Annotated in this window: 16 protein-coding genes and 2 tRNA genes; 17 read left to right on the top strand and 1 reads right to left on the bottom strand. The window is 63.2% G+C overall.

Annotated elements, in window-relative coordinates:
- Positions 1 to 2 precede the first annotated feature (2 nt).
- On the bottom strand, positions 3 to 1,772 hold the full coding sequence (locus IPL79_04110) for a serine/threonine protein kinase (protein ID MBK9070175.1): 1,770 nt from the start codon (positions 1,770 to 1,772) through the stop codon (positions 3 to 5).
- Between the two features lie 141 nt (positions 1,773 to 1,913).
- Here IPL79_04110 and IPL79_04115 point away from each other — a divergent pair.
- The 17 genes from IPL79_04115 (at position 1,914) to IPL79_04195 (ending at position 17,361) form a co-directional block, all read left to right on the top strand.
- Positions 1,914 to 1,985, top strand: a tRNA-Val gene (locus tag IPL79_04115).
- A gap of 126 nt (positions 1,986 to 2,111) precedes the next feature.
- Positions 2,112 to 3,917: a threonine--tRNA ligase gene (gene thrS, locus IPL79_04120; protein MBK9070176.1), complete on the top strand. Its 1,806-nt coding sequence runs from the start codon at positions 2,112 to 2,114 to the stop codon at positions 3,915 to 3,917.
- A 184-nt stretch (positions 3,918 to 4,101) separates the two neighbouring features.
- Positions 4,102 to 4,833 (top strand): translation initiation factor IF-3, encoded by a 732-nt coding sequence (locus IPL79_04125; protein MBK9070177.1) that lies wholly within the window; start codon positions 4,102 to 4,104, stop codon positions 4,831 to 4,833.
- Positions 4,834 to 4,965: 132 nt separating this feature from the next.
- Positions 4,966 to 5,160, top strand: a complete 195-nt coding sequence (gene rpmI / locus IPL79_04130; GenBank protein MBK9070178.1) for a 50S ribosomal protein L35 — start codon at positions 4,966 to 4,968, stop codon at positions 5,158 to 5,160.
- A gap of 40 nt (positions 5,161 to 5,200) precedes the next feature.
- Positions 5,201 to 5,539: a 50S ribosomal protein L20 gene (rplT, locus tag IPL79_04135; protein MBK9070179.1), complete on the top strand. Its 339-nt coding sequence runs from the start codon at positions 5,201 to 5,203 to the stop codon at positions 5,537 to 5,539.
- 51 nt (positions 5,540 to 5,590) lie between these two features.
- Entirely contained in the window at positions 5,591 to 6,604 is a 1,014-nt protein-coding gene (gene pheS / locus IPL79_04140; GenBank protein ID MBK9070180.1) for a phenylalanine--tRNA ligase subunit alpha, read from the top strand.
- A 626-nt stretch (positions 6,605 to 7,230) separates the two neighbouring features.
- Entirely contained in the window at positions 7,231 to 8,619 is a 1,389-nt protein-coding gene (locus IPL79_04145) for an alpha/beta fold hydrolase (protein MBK9070181.1), read from the top strand.
- A 105-nt stretch (positions 8,620 to 8,724) separates the two neighbouring features.
- Positions 8,725 to 11,142, top strand: coding sequence for a phenylalanine--tRNA ligase subunit beta (locus IPL79_04150; protein MBK9070182.1), 2,418 nt, complete (start codon positions 8,725 to 8,727; stop codon positions 11,140 to 11,142).
- A gap of 191 nt (positions 11,143 to 11,333) precedes the next feature.
- On the top strand, positions 11,334 to 11,636 hold the full coding sequence (locus tag IPL79_04155; protein MBK9070183.1) for an integration host factor subunit alpha: 303 nt from the start codon (positions 11,334 to 11,336) through the stop codon (positions 11,634 to 11,636).
- 51 nt (positions 11,637 to 11,687) lie between these two features.
- Positions 11,688 to 11,764, top strand: a tRNA-Pro gene (locus IPL79_04160).
- An 18-nt stretch (positions 11,765 to 11,782) separates the two neighbouring features.
- Positions 11,783 to 12,577 carry a 5'/3'-nucleotidase SurE gene (gene surE, locus IPL79_04165; protein ID MBK9070184.1) on the top strand — a complete coding sequence of 265 codons (795 nt, stop codon included), beginning with the start codon at positions 11,783 to 11,785 and terminating at the stop codon, positions 12,575 to 12,577.
- 17 nt (positions 12,578 to 12,594) lie between these two features.
- Entirely contained in the window at positions 12,595 to 13,107 is a 513-nt protein-coding gene (locus IPL79_04170) for a hypothetical protein (protein MBK9070185.1), read from the top strand.
- 113 nt (positions 13,108 to 13,220) lie between these two features.
- Complete coding sequence (locus IPL79_04175) at positions 13,221 to 14,300, top strand: hypothetical protein (GenBank protein MBK9070186.1); 1,080 nt, start codon at positions 13,221 to 13,223, stop codon at positions 14,298 to 14,300.
- A gap of 106 nt (positions 14,301 to 14,406) precedes the next feature.
- Positions 14,407 to 15,012, top strand: a complete 606-nt coding sequence (locus IPL79_04180) for a sigma-70 family RNA polymerase sigma factor (protein ID MBK9070187.1) — start codon at positions 14,407 to 14,409, stop codon at positions 15,010 to 15,012.
- Positions 15,013 to 15,020: 8 nt separating this feature from the next.
- Positions 15,021 to 15,719 carry a zf-HC2 domain-containing protein gene (locus IPL79_04185; GenBank protein MBK9070188.1) on the top strand — a complete coding sequence of 233 codons (699 nt, stop codon included), beginning with the start codon at positions 15,021 to 15,023 and terminating at the stop codon, positions 15,717 to 15,719.
- Entirely contained in the window at positions 15,713 to 16,645 is a 933-nt protein-coding gene (locus IPL79_04190; protein ID MBK9070189.1) for a hypothetical protein, read from the top strand. The genes IPL79_04185 and IPL79_04190 overlap by 7 nt, the downstream gene beginning before the upstream one ends.
- Before the next feature lie 86 nt (positions 16,646 to 16,731).
- Positions 16,732 to 17,361, top strand: coding sequence for a hypothetical protein (locus IPL79_04195; GenBank protein MBK9070190.1), 630 nt, complete (start codon positions 16,732 to 16,734; stop codon positions 17,359 to 17,361).
- The last annotated feature ends 9 nt before the right edge of the window (positions 17,362 to 17,370 follow it).

The following is a 17,370-nucleotide window of genomic DNA, read 5'->3' on the forward strand; positions in this document are numbered from 1 at the left end:
AACTACCTTGGCGTCGCGTCGCAGGGCACGGTTACGGTCTCATTGGCGCGCACGACGATGCGCTTGGTGGTTACCCGCTCGCCGATAAACTCCACCGTGACCGATTGCCGCGTCTGCGTCGAATCGCCAAATGTAATGATGTTCGACCCGCCAAGGCGGGCAGGGCGTCCGTTGATTTGCACCGTAACGTTGCCAGCTGCGCATTGAGGAATCACGCGGGCTGGGAGGAACGACAAGGCTAGCCCAACCGTGGCGCCGACGTCGCTGGCGTGCAGCGTGCGCTGCGCATTCTCGCAACACGTCTCGTTGCGCCCCTCAACGCGAATCGGCTTGCCGCTCCACGCCAACTCAATTCGTCCACCGCTTAGCTGACGCCAGGGCGCGCCATCAATTTGTACCAAGGAGTTGGCCGGCGAGACCTGAAGCGTAATGCTGCCCAACACAGGCGAGCTGACCGGCGGTGGCTCGGTTTTTTTGCCGAATGGACGGATCGCGGGCCTCGCATTGCGCATGGCTGGACGCTCAGTAGATGGCCGCGGCACCGACGGCAGCGGGAGGGCTGCGTCGGTAGGCCTGGTTGCGCGGGCGTTGTCAAATAGTCGCGTGATGGCAAGCGATGTCGACGGGCTGGCCGCGGGCGGGGGCGAGGCGCTACGGCTAAACGCGATCCAGCCGGCCATGGCAAGCGCAAGCGCGCCGGCTCCGAGCGCCACGCGGCGCACCAGGCTGCGGACGCGGTTAGCGTGTGAAAGCTTGGCAATCGCGGGATGCCCTGGCGCCAGCGCGCGCAGGCGACGCTCAATATCGATGCACGCGGCGCGATTGCGGCGCTGGCTCGCGGTGGCGGCACGCGCGGCAAGCGCCGCGACGACCTGACCCGTCGCGCTTGCGGTAAACTCGCTTGGATTCGCAAAATAGGCGGCACAGGTGTGGCGCACCTCGGGCAACCCAGAGGCGGTGATGTAGCGTTCGAGGGCATCCGCCATCGCGCAAGCGCTGACATATCTCGCGGCTGGATCCACCGCGAGCGCGGTCCGGATGATGTGCCCGAGCTCGTTGCCGATGGCAGGGTTTGCCACCACCGGGTCGACGAAGCGCCCATCGGCAATCTTGAGCAGGATTTCGTGCGCGTTGGTGCCGCAGAACGGCAGCTCGCCGACGCACAGTTGGTACAGGATGGTGCCGAGCGAAAAGATATCGGTTTGCGCCGAAAGCGCGCGCCCTTCGACATGCTCGGGCGCCATATACGCCGGGGAGCCCAGCAATTGGCCGGTGACGGTTAGCTTGCCGAGTTCGAGCACGTGCGCGATGCCGAAATCGGTGAGCTTGATGACGCCATCTTGCCGAACCATTACGTTTTCGGGCTTGAGATCGCGGTGCAAGACGCCCATCTCGTGGGCATGACCCACCGCCACCGCTAGCTGCCAAACGATGGCCGCCCCGATCTCAGGCAATGCGATTGGGCGTTGCTCGATAATGTGTTTGAGGGTCTTGCCCTCAATAAACTCAGAGATGATGTAGTGGTCGACGACGTCATTGCCGGAGTAATCGTAGATCTCCAAAATATTAGCGTGACGCAGCCGCGCCACGGCCTTCGCCTCGCGATCAAACCGCGCCTTGGCCTCATGGGACTCGGCGAGGTGCTGGTGCAAAACCTTGATCGCGACGTCGCGTCCCAGCACCGTATCGCGGCCGCGAAATACCACGGACATGCCGCCCTGGCCGACGCGGGCGCCAACCTGATACTTGCCGACCGTTTGCCCCGATTCCATCGCGCGCGCTACCTAATAAGCGAGGCGAAACCTAACACGAAGTCTGCGTCGCCAAAGACAAATTCAGGGGCCCGCGCGGACGTTGCCGGGGCCTCCTCTTGACATCTGCCCCAAATCTTAGGTACCTAGCGTCGCACAAACTGGCGTATAGCTCAGCGGCAGAGCACTACCTTGACACGGTAGGGGTCCACAGTTCAATCCTGTGTACGCCAACAACAAACCGCCCCTTGGGGGCGCGCTTACCGCCGCGGCCGAACCTAGCCGACGGGCGGGATTCGCCGCAACGCTCGGCCCCGGGGCTTTACGGTCTTTGCCAAACCGGTCATATTGCGGCGGCTTATGGCAGCCGAACTCGAAGCAAATGTCCTCGAAGAAGTCGTTGGCGCGGCGATGCCGCTGTCGCCGCTTGAAACCTTGCGGCACTCGACCGCGCACGTCATGGCCAAGGCCGTGCAACGCGTGTTTCCGCACGCCAAGGTGACGATCGGTCCGTCGATCGAGACCGGCTTCTTCTACGATTTCGATATCGATCGCGCGTTCACCGAGGAAGACCTCGCCAAGATTGAAACCGAGATGGCCGCCATCGTTAAGGCGGATGAGCCGTTCGTTCGCCACGAGGTCACGCGCGCCGAGGCGCTTAAGCGCTTTGCCGACCTTGGCGAAACCTACAAAGTTGAAATCATCGAGGCGCTGCCGGCAGATGCCGTCATTAGCTATTATCAAACCGGCGACTGGATCGACCTTTGCCGCGGGCCACACATCAAGTCGACCGGCGAAATCAAAGCGTTCAAGCTCTTGTCGGTCGCTGGCGCGTATTGGCGCGGCAACGAAAAAAACAAGATGCTGCAACGCATCTACGGCACCGCCTTTGCCTCCAAGGCCGAGCTCGACGAACACCTGCACCGCCTCGAAGAGGCCAAGCGCCGCGATCATCGCCGCATCGGCAAGGATCTCGATCTTTTTTCAATCGACGAAACCATCGGCGGTGGCCTCGTGCTGTGGCACCCCAAGGGCGCGCGCATTCGCTACGTGATGGAAGAGTTTTGGCGCCAAGAGCACTTCGCCAATGGCTATGAACTAGTCGGCTCGCCACACGTCGCGCGCGACGAGCTGTGGAAAACCTCGGGGCACCTCGAGTTTTACAAAGAGAATATGTATTCGGGCATGGATATCGACGGCCAAGAATACCTGGTCAAGCCGATGAATTGCCCGTTTCACTGCACCATGTTTAAGAAGGGCCTGCGCAGCTATCGCGAGCTGCCGCATCGCTGGGCCGAGCTCGGCACGGTCTACCGCTACGAGCGCTCGGGCGTCATGCATGGCCTACTTCGCGTCCGCGGCTTTACGCAGGACGATGCCCACTTGTTCATGACACGCGAGCAGCTGCCCGGTGAGCTCGAGCGCGTGCTCAATTTTTGCTTGTACATCCTGCGCACGTTCGGCTTTGCCGATTTCAAGCTGTACTTCGCGACGCGTCCCGACAAATTCGTCGGCGATCCAGCGATGTGGGACGAAGCCGAGGCGGCGGTGCTCAAGACGCTGCAGGCCTGCGGCATCCCGTTTGAAATTGACCACGGCGGCGGCGCGTTCTACGGTCCCAAGATCGATCTCAAGCTCAAGGACTGCCTCGGCCGCGAATGGCAATGCTCGACGGTGCAGGTCGACTTTCAATTGCCCGAGCGCTTCGATCTCAATTACATCGGCGCCGACGGCCAAAAGCACCGCGTCGTCATGCTGCATCGCGCGCTCATGGGCTCGGTCGAGCGCTTCTTCGCGGTGCTCACCGAGCATTATGCCGGTGCCTTCCCGATGTGGCTCGCGCCGGTGCAGGTGCGCGTGGTTTCGATCAATGAGAAGCAAGAGGCGTGGGCAAACGAAGTCCGCGACGCGCTCATCGCCGCCGGCTATCGCGTCGACATCGATGCCTCCAACGACAAGCTCGGCGCCAAGGTTCGCCTAGCCCAAGTCGAAAAAATCCCGCTGGTGTTGGTCTGCGGCGACAAGGAAATGGAAGCTAAAACGGTGGCGCCGCGCACCCGCGAGGGCAAGCAATTGCCCGTCATGGACGTGCCGGCGCTGCTCGCGCATCTAGCCATCGAGGCCGCGATCCCCAAAGGCGGTGTGATGCCGCACACGGTGGCCTAGCAGCGCTTGCCGCGCGCGTCCGCCAGGCCGCGACCGCGTCCGCAATTGTCGCGGATCAGGTGCAAGTTCCCGCGCAGGCCCCACATTTGGCGGCGAATTTGCCCCGCGGCCCCGCAGATTTCCGTGCTACACAGCCTCCCAACTTGCAGGAGCAAAATAGATATCCATGAATGGTCGTCCCAGTATGGGTGGTCGCGATGACCGCCGCCGCCCCCAGTCCGGTCTTCGCGTTAACCACAGAATTCGCGTCCCCGAAGTACGCGTCGTCGGCGATACCGGCGAAGCCTTTGGCGTCATGCCAACGCATGAGGCGCTGCGCCTCGCCGAAGACAAAGGCCTTGACCTAATTGAGATTTCGCCGCGCGCGGTGCCGCCGGTATGCAAGCTCGCCGATTTCGGCAAGTACAAATACGAGCTTTCCAAAAAGACCAAGCAGGCGCGCAAGAACGCCTCGGTGGTCGAAATCAAGGAGATCAAGCTCCGCGTGCTCACGGAAGAACACGACCTCGAATTTAAGACCAAGCACATTCGCCGCTTCCTCGAAGAGGGCAACAAGGTGCGCTTGCTCGTGACCTTTCGTGGCCGCGAGATCGCGCATCCTCAAACCGGCCACGCGGCGCTCAAGCGCATCGTCGGCATGGTGGAAGACGTCGCGGTGGTCGAGGCGCAGCCAAATCTCGAGGGCAAGCGCATGATCATGATCATCGGGCCCAAGCCGGGCCTTGCGCGCAAGGTGGCGGAAGCCAAGCGCGCGGCGCTTGCCGCCGGTGGTGCGCAGGCTGCGGCCGTGAAAGCCGCCGAGGAGGCGATCGCCGCCGACGACTACGACGGCGATGCGGACGATGACGATGATTTGGACGACGATGACGTCGCCGAAGGCACTGGCGCCACAAACGGCGCTGCCAAGCCCGCCTGAGTCTGAGGCCTGTTCACGGCGCTATTGAGTTGCCGTCGGATGATCTGCCATCCGGGGGTTGCAGTTGCCCACCCGTTATGGCAGAAACTGGGGCCCACCCGCTGGCGGGTGCCCTCCTACCGAGAGAACTTTATGCCCAAGATGAAAAGCCATTCCGGCGCCAAAAAACGCTTCAAGCGAACCGCGTCCGGCAAGTTCAAAATGCAAAAGACCAACCGCCGCCACTTGCTGAGCAACCGCTCCAAGAAGCGCAAGCGTCATTTGCGCATGGGTGGGTATGTGCATGAATCGCATGCGCACCAAATCGCTCGCCTCATCATGAAGTAACTAGTTGGATCGCAAGATTTAAGAGAGAACGGAAGAAGTCATGCCTCGCGCAAAACGTGGATTCAAAGCTCGTCGTCGTCGTAATCGCCTGCTCAAGGAAGCCTCGGGCTTTCGCGGCAAGCGCAGCACCAGCCACGCGGTGGCCAACGAAGCGGTGCAGCACAAGTGGATGCATCAGTATCGCGGCCGCAAGCAGCGCAAGCGCGACTATCGCGCGCTGTGGATTCAGCGCATCAACGCCGCGGCGCGTACGCTTGGTTTTTCGTACTCCAAGCTCATCGGCGGCCTCAATAAGGCTGGCGTTAGCGTCAATCGCAAGATGCTTTCCGAAATCGCGATCTCCGACCCGTCGGCGTTTGTCGCGCTGACCAAAGCGTAAGCCGCTTTCAAATTTGCTACGGTGTCGCCGATCATGAGCGACATAGCAGAGTTGCAGTCACAGCTTGAGACCATGGTCGCCGCGTTTGCGAGCGGTCTCGCCGGCTGCCAAAACGAATTGGCCATTCGCACGCTGCAGGCCGAGTACCTCGGCAAAAAGGGCCAAGTCTCTTCGATCATGAAGGAGCTGGCGGGGCTGGCACCAGAGGAGCGGCCCAAGCTCGGCGAGGCGGTCAATCGCAGCAAGCTGGCAATTGAGCAGGCGACCGAGGCGGCCTTGGCAGGACTTGCGCAGGCGGCTCGCGCGGCCGACTTGGCGCGCCGCATCGATGTAACGCTGCCATCGCGGCCAGTGCCGCAAGGTCACTTGCACATCCTGACGCAAGTGCGGCGTGACGCGGTCGATATCTTTCGCGAGCTCGGTTTCGAGGTTGCTGAGGGACCGCAGATCGAAACCGACTGGAACAATTTCGAAGCGCTCGCAATGCCGAAAGATCATCCGGCGCGCGACATGCAAGACACGTTTTATCTCAGCGACGATATCGTGCTGCGCACGCACACCTCGCCGGTGCAGGTGCGGACGATGTTGGCGAACAAACCGCCGATACGCATCATCGCGCCCGGCGTGGTGTATCGCCGCGACGACGACCCGACGCACAGCCCGATGTTTACGCAAATCGAAGGCCTGCTCGTCGACCGCGACGTGAGCTTTGCGGATCTCAAAGGCACGCTGATGCATTTCGTCAGCCGCTTCTTTGGCAAGCAGTTGCAGATTCGCCTGCGCCCGAGCTACTTCCCATTTGTCGAGCCTGGCGCCGAGGTGGACATGCAATGCGTATTCTGCGGCGGCAGCGGCTGCCGCTTATGCAAGCACTCTGGCTGGATCGAAATCGGCGGCGCCGGCATGGTGGACCCCGACGTCTTTGAACACGTCAAGATCGACGCCGACGTCTACAGCGGGTTTGCTTTCGGGATGGGCATCGAGCGCATGGCCATGCTGCGCCACGACGTCCGCGACATCAAATGGTACTACGAGCCGGACATGCGGTTCCTCAAGCAGTTCTAGGGGGGTGTCCCTAGTTTTTTGAGGGCAACCTAGGCGTGATGTGCCCGGAGTGAATTAGGTCGTTCGGCGCGCGGGACGCGCGCGCTGACGGCAGGTGGGCGCACGTGTCTTCCTGCTCGCAGATAGCACTCCTCCGGGGCGCCGCGAGACCGCTGTGGTATCCACATCCCTCGGTGCCACGAACACCGCCCTGCAATCTATGCTCGCGGAAGAAACGTGCGCCACCTGCCTGTCCGCCGTCGCGCCGCAGCTACGCCGCGCAGAAGCGGTGCGCGAGACATGTTCGGATCAGAGCATTTCGCGAAGGCACGTTGGCTGCAGCCATTTGGCAAGCAGTGCCCTCCCCCTAAGCGCAAGGCGTCGTGAGCAGAGCGAACTGCCGTGGCGATGAGCCGAAGCATGTGCTCGCGCACCGCTGACCTTTTGGCTTACTTGAACCGAATGTGCTTTGGACTGGGCGGCATAATTAGGGACACCCCTAGGGCTCTGAGTCCGCGGTTGTTGGGATCTGCGGTCATCCGCCCCATGGCGTGCCTGTAAAGGACTTGTAGACGTTCGGGTGCGCGCGGACGCCGCGGCGAGCAAAATGGCTTGATCTGAGCCATGTGGTGGCCGATATAAGCCACATGGTATCGAGATATAGCTATTGGTGCGTCGCGATCGCGGTATACAGCAGCCTTGCGACCGGCTGTGCCGGTGGTAAGGCCACGCAGGAGACGCAGGGCTCGGGGGTGCCGGCACTTGCTGCCGATGCGGATAACGACGCTCGCGCGCGGCACTTTATGGAATTGCTGGTTGCACATAATTTTTCTCAAGCCCTAAGCCAAACCGATGACGCCATGAAGGCCGCGCTGCCCGGCGACAAGCTGGGCGAACTATGGGCCTCGTGGGAACAAAAATTCGGCGCCTTTCAAGCGATTGCCGCCACTCGCTCCGAGCTAAGCGGTGACTACGAAAGCATCTACGTAACGGTGAAATTTAGCCGCGAAACCATGGATATCAAGGTTGTTATTGACAAGGCGCATCGAGTCGCAGGCCTGTTTTCTAAAGCCGTCGCGGCCGCGGTAGCGCCATGGACACCGCCGAGCTATGTGGACCAAGCGGCGTTTGAGGAACGCGACGTGAAAATTGGCCGTGGGGAGTGGGAGTTGCCGGGGACCCTTTCCATGCCCAAGGGGGCTGGGCCGTTTCCCGCGGTGGTGCTTGTGCACGGCTCGGGGCCTGGCGATCGAGATGAAACCTTGGGGCCCAATAAACCGTTGCGCGATGTCGCCTGGGGGTTGGCCTCGCGCGGCATCGCGGTGATCCGATATGACAAACGGACATTGGTTCATCGCGGCAAAATCGCAAGCTTGGCCGGCCTAACGGTAAAAGAAGAAGCCATCGATGACGCACTTGCGGCCGTGGCGCTCGCGCGCGACACGAAGCTGATTGCCCCGGGGCGCATATTTCTGCTTGGACACAGCCTGGGTGGGTATCTTGCACCTCGCATCTTGGCGGCCGATGAAGCAATCTCCGGGGGCGTGATATTTGCGGGTTCGGTGCGTCCGATGCCGGTGCTGATGCGCGAACAGGTCGACCACATAGCGCAAATCGATGGGGAGGTGACGGATGCGGAACGTGCGGGCATTTCGCAACTTTCCGCGGAGCTCGCCAAGCTCGATGCGAAGGATTTCGCGGCGACCTCGGCGCCGGTGCTAGGTGTACCGGCAAGCTATTGGATCGATCTGAAGTCGTATGATCCCATCGCTGTCGCTAAGAAAATAAGCCGCCCGATGCTCGTGCTGCAGGGGGAGCGCGATTATCAGGTGACGATGAAGGAATTCGGTTTGTGGAAGCAGGGCCTTGGGCACAAGCCGACCGTCGCGTTTGCGAGCTACCCGGCGCTCAATCACCTATTCATCGCGGGCAGCGGGGCCAGCACGCCCGACGAATACCGTCAGCCAGGACACGTGGCCGAAGCCGTAATCGCCGAAATCGCCAAGTGGATCAAATCGCCGGGTGCTGCCAAGTAGACATCAACGATTGGACCGCCGGGGGGCAACCGTGCCTTCCACCGAGGCAGGGTGCGCTCCAGATCGCTTGCGCCCGGCATAGGCCTGTGGTGATCTTCGGCCCCTATGAATATTGTTTGGTCGTGGCTTACCGAGCTTGTGGAGTTGCCGACGCCGCTGACGGCGGGGGAGGGCGCGGCCAAGCTGACCTCGGTTGGGCTTGAGGTTGAGCAGGTGACGCAACTCGGCACCGGCTTTGAGGGCGCGGTCATTGCCGAAGTGCTCGCGGTGCGGCCGCATCCCGACGCCGACAAGCTGCGCATTGTTACGGTGCGCGGCGACAAGGGCGGCGACGGCATCGACGTCGTTTGCGGCGCGCCGAATGTGCCGCCGCCGGGAAACTTTGTCGTGTGGGCCAAACCGGGCGCGCGCGTTGGCGACATGGTGATGGCGCCCAAGACGCTCAAGGGCGTGGTGTCGCCTGGCATGTTGTGCGGCGAGACCGAGCTTGGCATTGGCGATGACCCGAGCGGCATTATTGTGTTGGCACCGGGCAGCGGCGTGCATGCGGGGCAAGACGCCAAGGCCGCACTTGGTGCCAGCGACTGGGTGCTCGACGTCAACGTGCCGGCCAATCGCGCTGATTGCCTTGGGCACGTGGGCGTTGCGCGCGAATTGGCGGCGGTGTGCGGCGGCAGCGTGAAGCTGCCGCCGTTGTTTATCGACGGCCAGGCCGGGCAAGGGGCAACACCCACCGCGGTGCAGATAGCCGACGGCGCCGACTGCAACGTCTACTCGGCGCGGCTGGTAACCGGCGTGGCATCGATTCCATCACCGCGCCTAATTCAGCATCGCTTGCGCGCGATTGGCGTGCGGCCGAAAAATCTGCTCGTCGACGTCACCAATTACGTGATGTTCGAAAGCGGGCAGCCGCTGCATGCCTTTGACGCCGACGCGCTGGCAGGCCGCCCGCTCGGCGTGCGTCGCTCGCGAGCCGGTGAGAAAATCAAAACGTTGGATGGCGCGGAGCATGCGCTCGACAACGATTTGCTCATCGTTGCAGGCGACGAGCCCGTGGCGCTCGCGGGCGTCATGGGCGGCGCAAACTCCGAGGTTGGCGATAAGACCACGAGCATCGTGCTCGAGGCGGCGCACTTTTTGCCGAAATCGGTGCGCACTACGCGCACGCGCCTCAATGTGCCTTCCGAAGCCTCGCAGCGTTTCGAGCGCGGCGTCGATGCGGCCAATGTCTTGCACGCGTCCGCGCGCGCCGCCTATTTGCTGCAGACGCATGGCGGGGCCAAGGTGTGCGCGCCAAGCGCCCTGCAGCCGGTGGCGTGGCAAGCTGCACCGGTTAGCCTTTCGCTCGCCAAGCTCGCGCGTCTTACCGGCGTTACTTATGACCCGCAAGATGTCCTCGCCTTGTTGCGCCGGCTCGGCTTTGCCGCCGAGCAGCAGGGTGACGTCGTCGTGGCGCAGGCCGCCTCGTGGCGTCCGGACGTAACCCGTGATGTCGATCTCATAGAGGAAATCTTGCGCCACGGTGGGCTCGATCGCGTGCCGACCACCTTGCCAAAATTGTCAGCGGCGCCGACGGGGTCACGCGTCGATGTTGCCAGCGCGGTGCGCGACGTTATGGTTGCTGCCGGCCTGTGCGAGGCCATTACCTACGGTTTTTTGTCCGAGCAGCGCCTGCGCTGGCTTGGCGACGAAACACTCGTTGCGCGCGCAATGCCGCTTAAGAATCAGATGACGCAAGATCAGGCGCTCATGCGAACGCATCTCTTGCCCAACTTGCTCGCCGCCCTCGCGCGCAACGAGGCGCACCAGGTCAATGACGTCGCGCTGTTCGAAGTTGGCTCCGTGTTTTGGCGCGCCGAAGGCAACGCCACAGGCGTGGTCACCACGCTGGGACGCGAGCCCTTGCACGTCGCCGCGGTCGTCTCGGGCCGTCGTCAGGTGCGCATGAAGGACGCGCCGACGTGGGACTATTTTGATCTCAAGGCCGTGGTCGAGCGGCTCGCCGCCCTCTTTGAGGTGACGCCGATTTTCACGCCCGTACGCGACGTGGCGTACTTGCATCCGGGCGCGTCCGCGACCGTTTCCATCGCTATCGATGGCGCGACTCGGGTGTGGGGCTTGCTTGGCGAGCTGCATCCCGACGCGCGCGGGCGCGCTGATATCGATGGCGCTGCCTTCGTGCTCCACCTCGATCTGTCAGGGCTTTTGCTAAAGCCGGTCGCCCAGTTTCGCCCGATTCCGCGCTTCCCGGCGACAAGCCGCGATATGTCGTTGCTCGTGGCCGAGTCGCTCGCTGCGGCCGACATGCGCGCCGTCTTGGCGGCAGCTGCGACGGATTTGGTCGAGGGCATCGACCTGCTCGAAGAGTACCGCGACGCTAAATTGCCAAGCGGCACCAAGAGCATGCTGTGGTCAGTTACCTATCGCGCCGCCGATCGAACATTGACCGAAAAAGACGTCGAAGCCGCGCACGAGAGCATGCTTGTCGCCGCGAAAGCGCAACTTGGCGCGACCGCCCGGTGAAAGGTCCTAACCAATTGACCTCGCACGAGAAATGCGACTCAGGCGGTTTTCTAGGAGACCACTCCGAGGCGTAACTGCACGTAATTAAAGAGATAACTTGCGTGTCGTACATCGCGCCCACAAGCCGGTGCTTGGATCCAGCAATATGTTCGTGATATCATGTGGTTAGAGCTGGAGGACGCATGGCACGAATGACCAAGGCCGATATCGCCGAAATCGTCTACGAAAAAGTAGGCGGCCTTTCCAAAAAAGAAGCCGCTGATATCGTCGAGCGATTGTTCAATACAATGAAAGAAACCCTGGAGAGCGGCGATAAAATTAAGATTTCCGGCTTTGGTAATTTTCTATTGCGCGACAAACGCGACCGAGTGGGTCGCAATCCGCAAACCGGCGAAAAAATTCCGATTCTCGCGCGCCGGGTCGTCACCTTTAAGCCGAGCCAAGTCGTGCGCCAGCTGCTTAATCCCGACGAGAAGCCAAAAGCCGGCCATTAACGCGCGGCCCACGTTGCGTCGCTGCAGACATTCTTGTAACAACAGCGCGTTCGGGGCGTAGCGCAGCCTGGTAGCGCACCAGTCTGGGGGACTGGGGGTCGCAGGTTCAAATCCTGTCGTCCCGACCATTTTCAGAGCACGTCGTCATGCAACGCACGATTCTCATGACCAATGATGATGGCGTCGATAGCGCCCATCTCTTGGGCCTGGCCGAGGCACTCCGGGCCAAACATCGCGTGATCGTGGTAGCGCCCGAGCGCCAGCGCTCTGCGGTTTCACATTCGATCACCTTGCACAAGCCGTTGCGCTTGCGGCTAGTGAGCGACGACACGTACTCGCTGTCGGGCTCGCCGACCGATTGTGTTTATGTCGGCATCCAAAAAGTGCTGCCGTCCATTGCGGACCTGCCGCCGCTAGCGCTCGTCCTGTCGGGGCCAAACGATGGCTACAACCTCGGCACCGATATCTATTATTCGGGGACGTTTGCTGGCGCCTTCGAGGGTGTGCTGCGCGGCTGCAGCGGGCTTGCGGTGTCGTTTGCGCCCAGGATGCACGCCACGCGCGTTGCGATCGAGCTCGCGGTTGCCGTCGCAAACGACATGGTCGCCAACGCCACCGCCGCAAAACCTGAGCTGTGCAATCTCAACGTTCCAAGCGGCGAGCTCAGGGGCGTGCGGGCTACCTCGCTTGGACAGCGGCACTACGCCAATGACGTCATTGAGCGCGAGGATCCGTGGGGACGCAGTTACATTTGGCTCGGCGGTGGCGCGACGGGGCATGCAGATATCCCCGGCAGTGATTGCGTGGCCGTCGCCGCTGGCGAGGCAAGCCTCACCGCGCTGGCGCAGGCACATCTTGCAATAACCGCGACTCGGCCACGCGACCTCGCAGGATTTTCGCTCTTGCCTCCTGCGTCCAAGCCTACGGGCCTACCGGCCTAACGTCATGCGGAGGCTTTGTGGCGCCAAGCGATAGCGACGACCTAGTCGAATTGACGCGCCTCGTCCGCGGGTTTGCCGGATACACCAGGCGGTCGCTGCGCTTGGGGCATCGCCTGCGACGGCAGTTGCCGCGCACTCACGAAGCGAGCTTGCTGTTCGTCGGCATCGACCCGCACGCGGGCGACGTCCGGGCAACTGCCTTGCTCGACAACATGATTGCCGCCATGGGGTGGCCTCGCGACCAAGTTGGCGTGTGCGCGACCGCGGACGACGCCACACTAAACGCAGTGAAGCCTCGCGTGATGGTCGTGCTCGGCGCGCAAGCGATGCGGCACGTGCTTGGTGGCAATGCGACCTTTGCCGAGCTGCGTGGCACGTGGCAACGCGCAGGCGACATCGACGTCATGCCCATCTATCATCCCGCCGAGCTGCTTGAAAAAAATGAATTCAAGCGTGTGGCGTGGCAGGACCTGCAAGCGGTGATGGCGAGGTGCGCCGCGTTGGGGGTCGTGCCGCGGGCAACGCCATGATCAGGGGGTGGTTGCTCGGCGCGCTTGTGGCTGTGCTGGCGATCGGGTGTGCGCGGCCACCCGCAAAACGAATGGGGACGGGCAGGTCAGCCCCGTGGTGGCGTGAGGCCTCGGTGAAGCCATCGCGCCTCACCGCCGCAACGTTGGCCGGCGATCCGGAGCCGACGAGCGCATGGCGTCGCGAGGCCGAGCGCGAGTTGGCAGCCATGAAGCCGTGGCGTCGCGGCAACTCATCGTCGCTGCGTCGGCGCCTGGCTAGGCACTACCTTGAGCGCGGCCGGCAGCGCTTTGCACGCGGCGCCTTCGAGGCGACTGACGCTGATTGGCGCCGAGCTGAGATGCTCGGCGAATCGATCGACGCCGCGAGCGCGGCGCAACTTGCGTTTCGCATGGCGCTGCAGGCCGGCAACGATCCCGTGGACGCAAAAGCGCGCAGGGCCACGTTGGCCGCGCGGCATCTCGACCACCTACCGTCGTCGCAACAAGCGCTCGCGCGCACGTGGCTTGCGTGGCGAGGCGATCGGCCGATGGTGCCACCGCAGGAAACAAAGCGGCTCACCTCGTGGCTGCTCACCGAGGGATACATGCGCCTGGGCTTTCGCTTATCGAGTCGTATCTTCTTGGACGACCTGGCGCTGGCACAGTTTCGCGCGTGGCATCGCGGCGAACTCGACCTCGTGCCGGCCATGTGCCAGCTATTTGCGCCGCTCGCGCCGCGTGTCTCTACGGCGACGGTGGCACAGGGGCCCTGGCAGCTATTGGTTGCCAATCCGATCGCGGGCGAGGCCTCGGCGCGCAGACAATGTGACCGCGCGATCGACGACGGCGCCTGCGCGTTTGAAGTTGGCGTTGCGTTGCTGCGCACGCATCAGCCCAAGCGCGCCGCGAGATGGTTTGCCTACTCGCAAGAAATTGATGGCGGCGACACCCATCAGCCTGGCCTTGAGGCGACGATGGGGCGAGCCCTCGCGGAGGGGCTGCGCGGAAATCTCGACGGCGCCGAGCAATGGTTGCTGATTGCCGAGGCCGCGGCGCGCGAGCCAGCGGCGGTCAGCGCCGCGCTCGCCCATGCCGCGGCGATGCTTGGATACGGCGGCAGCAAGGCCCACGCCTTATTTCGGTCTTGGGTGCAACGGCTCCATCCAAAGCGCGACATCGACGACCAATTGCGAGAGGCACGCTGCGGGGATTAGCGCTTGAGTCGTATTCACAGCCCGCGCGATCTCGCGGCGCTGGCAATAACGCCGTTTTTTGTGTGGAGCAGGCAACGTTCTATGGTCAGCATCGGTCTGCTGCACCATGGCTGATGTCTCGATCGCCCCTAGTCCGAGCGTCGCGTTTGACGCCGCTGACGATGCGTCTTTAGCGGCGGCCTGCGCTGGTGGCGATCGCGAGGCGATGTCGAGACTGTATGTGCAGTATCGCCGCCGCGTGTATTCGCTCGCCTATCGCATGGTTGGCAAATCTGATGCCGAGGAACTGGCCCACGACGTCTTTATTCGCATCTATCGCGGCATCGGCGGCTTTCGCGGCGACTGCGCCCTCAGCTCGTGGATCTATCGCTTAGGCATGAACACCGCGCTCTCACGGCTCGCCAAGCAAAAGCGCCGGCGCGAGGTTAGCGAAACCGACGAGGCCGCGCTCGACGCGATGCCGGATGAGAAGGCGCATCTGGCGCTGCAACGCGATCCGCATTTGGCCGCGACATTACAACTCGCGCTCGAACGCTTGCCTGCCGGGTATCGCGCGATTGTCGTCTTGCACGACGTCGAAGGCCTGTCGCATGAGGAAAGCGCGGAGGTGCTTGGCTGCACCGTCGGCACCAGCAAGTCGCAACTTCATAAGGCGCGCCTGCGCTTACGCGGCGAACTCGCCCACCTTCACCCAGCCAAGGCGGGGGCCTAATGCAGTGCGTGCGCGCTCGCGCGCGGCTGTCGGCCTACCTCGATAGCGAGCTCAGCCCTGCTTGGCGGCGGGCGGTGCATGGCCACCTGTTAACCTGCGCGGCGTGCAAGGCAATGGCGAGCGAGCTCGCGCAGCTGCAGCGCGGGCTACGCGAATTGCCCGCGCCCGACGTACCCGCGGGCCTTTTTGCCCGCATTGAAAAAACGTTGGCGGAACAAGACATCGCGCATAGCGAGCGCAGGGCGTGGCGCTATCACCTTCAGTCGTGGCTGCAAGCGCTGGCGTCATCGCGCGGCCTGCGCGTGAGTGGCGCGTTTGCGGCGGCCTCGTTGGCGGCGATCGTCGTTGGCACGCTGCACCAACGAGGTCCCAGCGCCCCGGCGTCGCCGCGTCAACCAGCGCCGGCAGCGCCGCAAGAGGCTTTGGTCGCCACGTCGCTCCTAGGCGACGAAGAGGCATCAGACGCCTACCTGGAAGTGGTCGGCGAGCTCCGCAGCGCGCTCCGCCGGCAACTGCGCCTCGGCCATGCCGCCGATGAGGCAACCTGGCGCGCGGTCAGCGTGCAGCTTGCGTCCTATGAGCAGGCGTTCGCGCGTGCGACGACCCCGCGCGAACGGCGCGAGCTTGCGTCCGCGACCGCGGCCTATCTTGGCGAGGCGTTGGCAGCGAGCCGCACCAACGATCTCATCGCGAGGTCGTCATGGTGAGGCGCGGCCTGGCCTTTTTCGCCAGCGTTGGGCTTTGGCTCGGCGCTGCGGTCGCCGACGCGCAATCGCCGCTTCCGGCCATCGCCCCTCAAGGCGACGTGGTGGAGCTAGTGCCACAACACGCGCCCTTTTCTCGGCTGCAAATCGATAACTCACACGGCAACATTTCGATCGAAGGCTATGATGGATCCGCCATCGTCGTGCGCTCGGTGCGGCGCGACGATGACCAAAACGCCAGCGCCAAGGTCGAAGTGATGACGGGCGCCGACGGCACCGCCTCGGTGCGGACCGCGCTGACCGATCATGGCGGCGAAGCGTCCACGAGATCGCTGCGACGGCCCCGCATTGATCTGTTTATCTCGGTGCCGCGTCAGGTCGCCGTCAAGGCGCATATCCAGTCCGGCGTGCTGCGGGCGACGGACTTGCGGCGCGGCGCGGCGCTCTACGCCAACGCCGGCGCCATCGAGGTCAGCCGCATCGTCGGCGCGCTGCTGGTTGATTCCACCTTTGCCGCGCCCACCATTCGCGAGGTTGCGGGCGACGTCGATGTCGAGGTGCTGGCGGCAAATGTCCTGCTTAGTGATATCGCCGGCGACCGCCTACAAGCTGGCGTGCACCGAGGCGACATCACCGCGACGCGTATCACCTCGCGCCACATCGTCTTGCGCGTCTTTCGCGGCGACGTCGCCCTGCAAGCGCATGGGTTTGCCAACGGCGATGTTCGCATCTCGACGACAGAAGGCGACATCGCCGTACGGCTCACCCCGCTGGCGGGCGTGCAATTGCGCGCCCGCGGCAATTCGGTGGTCTTGCCCGGGGGCGGGGTGCTCGCCCGCGATTCGTGGCATTTTGGCGGGGCCGGCAATGCAACCGCGGTCACGCTGGTCGCCGGTGCCGCGGGCCGCGTCACGTTTGCGCTGCCGTAGCGTTCGGGGCAACCGCCATCGCCACGGCACGGCATTCAGGCGACACAACGCTGGCCCATGAGGCCCGCGGTTTGGTATGACGCGGCGTGCATCAAGTTGACGATCTAGCCGGCCAGGCCGTGGCCTATGTTCAGCGCGCGCTGGGCATAACGCTTGGCTACGATAGCGAGACCTTGCCGGTCCTCGATCACTATATTTCGACGGTGCCGCGTGATCGCCCCGAAATGATCGAATTGGTTACCGTCACCGCGGGCGCGTATCTAGGCGAAGTGGTGAGGCGACAAATCGGCGGTCGCTGGGAAATAGACAACCCCGCGCAAGCGATGTCCTGGCGTATCGTCTTGCCCACGGGGCTCAATTTTTCGCCGATGGGCTTTGTCGCTGCCGCCATCGTTTGCGACGAACTTGGGGATGTCGACACCGCATTTGACGCGCCGCCGGCGATGCTGCCCTATGTCGAAGTGACGCTCGGCAACATGTCCGAACAATCCGACCAAGAGTACTACTCGCTGTGCGGCCGGTACGACACCCTGGCGCACCTCCACGAAGTTTTGGTCGCCGTTGCGGCGTCGCGCCTGGACGCCGTCGAGGCGGCCCAGGAGGCGGCCGACGAAGTCCTTGCCGACTTACCGCCAGCTGAGGCGTCGACGCAGGGCGCGGCAGGCTCGCCGGTGCGCGGCGCGGGCACCAAGCCGCCGGGCGGCCCATGGAACTGAATTTTGCAT

The sequence above is a fragment of the Myxococcales bacterium genome, assembly GCA_016716835.1.
Lineage (GTDB): Bacteria > Myxococcota_A > Polyangia > Haliangiales > Haliangiaceae > JADJUW01.

What these genes read in the sequence shown, in the direction of transcription:
- surE (MBK9070184.1), top strand. Translation starts at nt 11,783, where the DNA reads ATGCAACGCACGATTCTCATGACCAATGATGATGGCGTCGATAGCGCC.
- thrS (MBK9070176.1), top strand. Translation starts at nt 2,112, where the DNA reads ATGGCAGCCGAACTCGAAGCAAATGTCCTCGAAGAAGTCGTTGGCGCG.
- rplT (MBK9070179.1), top strand. Translation starts at nt 5,201, where the DNA reads ATGCCTCGCGCAAAACGTGGATTCAAAGCTCGTCGTCGTCGTAATCGC.
- rpmI (MBK9070178.1), top strand. Translation starts at nt 4,966, where the DNA reads ATGCCCAAGATGAAAAGCCATTCCGGCGCCAAAAAACGCTTCAAGCGA.
- IPL79_04155 (MBK9070183.1), top strand. Translation starts at nt 11,334, where the DNA reads ATGACCAAGGCCGATATCGCCGAAATCGTCTACGAAAAAGTAGGCGGC.
- IPL79_04145 (MBK9070181.1), top strand. Translation starts at nt 7,231, where the DNA reads ATGGTATCGAGATATAGCTATTGGTGCGTCGCGATCGCGGTATACAGC.
- IPL79_04110 (MBK9070175.1), bottom strand. Translation starts at nt 1,772, where the DNA reads ATGGAATCGGGGCAAACGGTCGGCAAGTATCAGGTTGGCGCCCGCGTC.
- IPL79_04125 (MBK9070177.1), top strand. Translation starts at nt 4,102, where the DNA reads ATGGGTGGTCGCGATGACCGCCGCCGCCCCCAGTCCGGTCTTCGCGTT.
- IPL79_04150 (MBK9070182.1), top strand. Translation starts at nt 8,725, where the DNA reads ATGAATATTGTTTGGTCGTGGCTTACCGAGCTTGTGGAGTTGCCGACG.
- IPL79_04190 (MBK9070189.1), top strand. Translation starts at nt 15,713, where the DNA reads ATGGTGAGGCGCGGCCTGGCCTTTTTCGCCAGCGTTGGGCTTTGGCTC.
- IPL79_04180 (MBK9070187.1), top strand. Translation starts at nt 14,407, where the DNA reads ATGGCTGATGTCTCGATCGCCCCTAGTCCGAGCGTCGCGTTTGACGCC.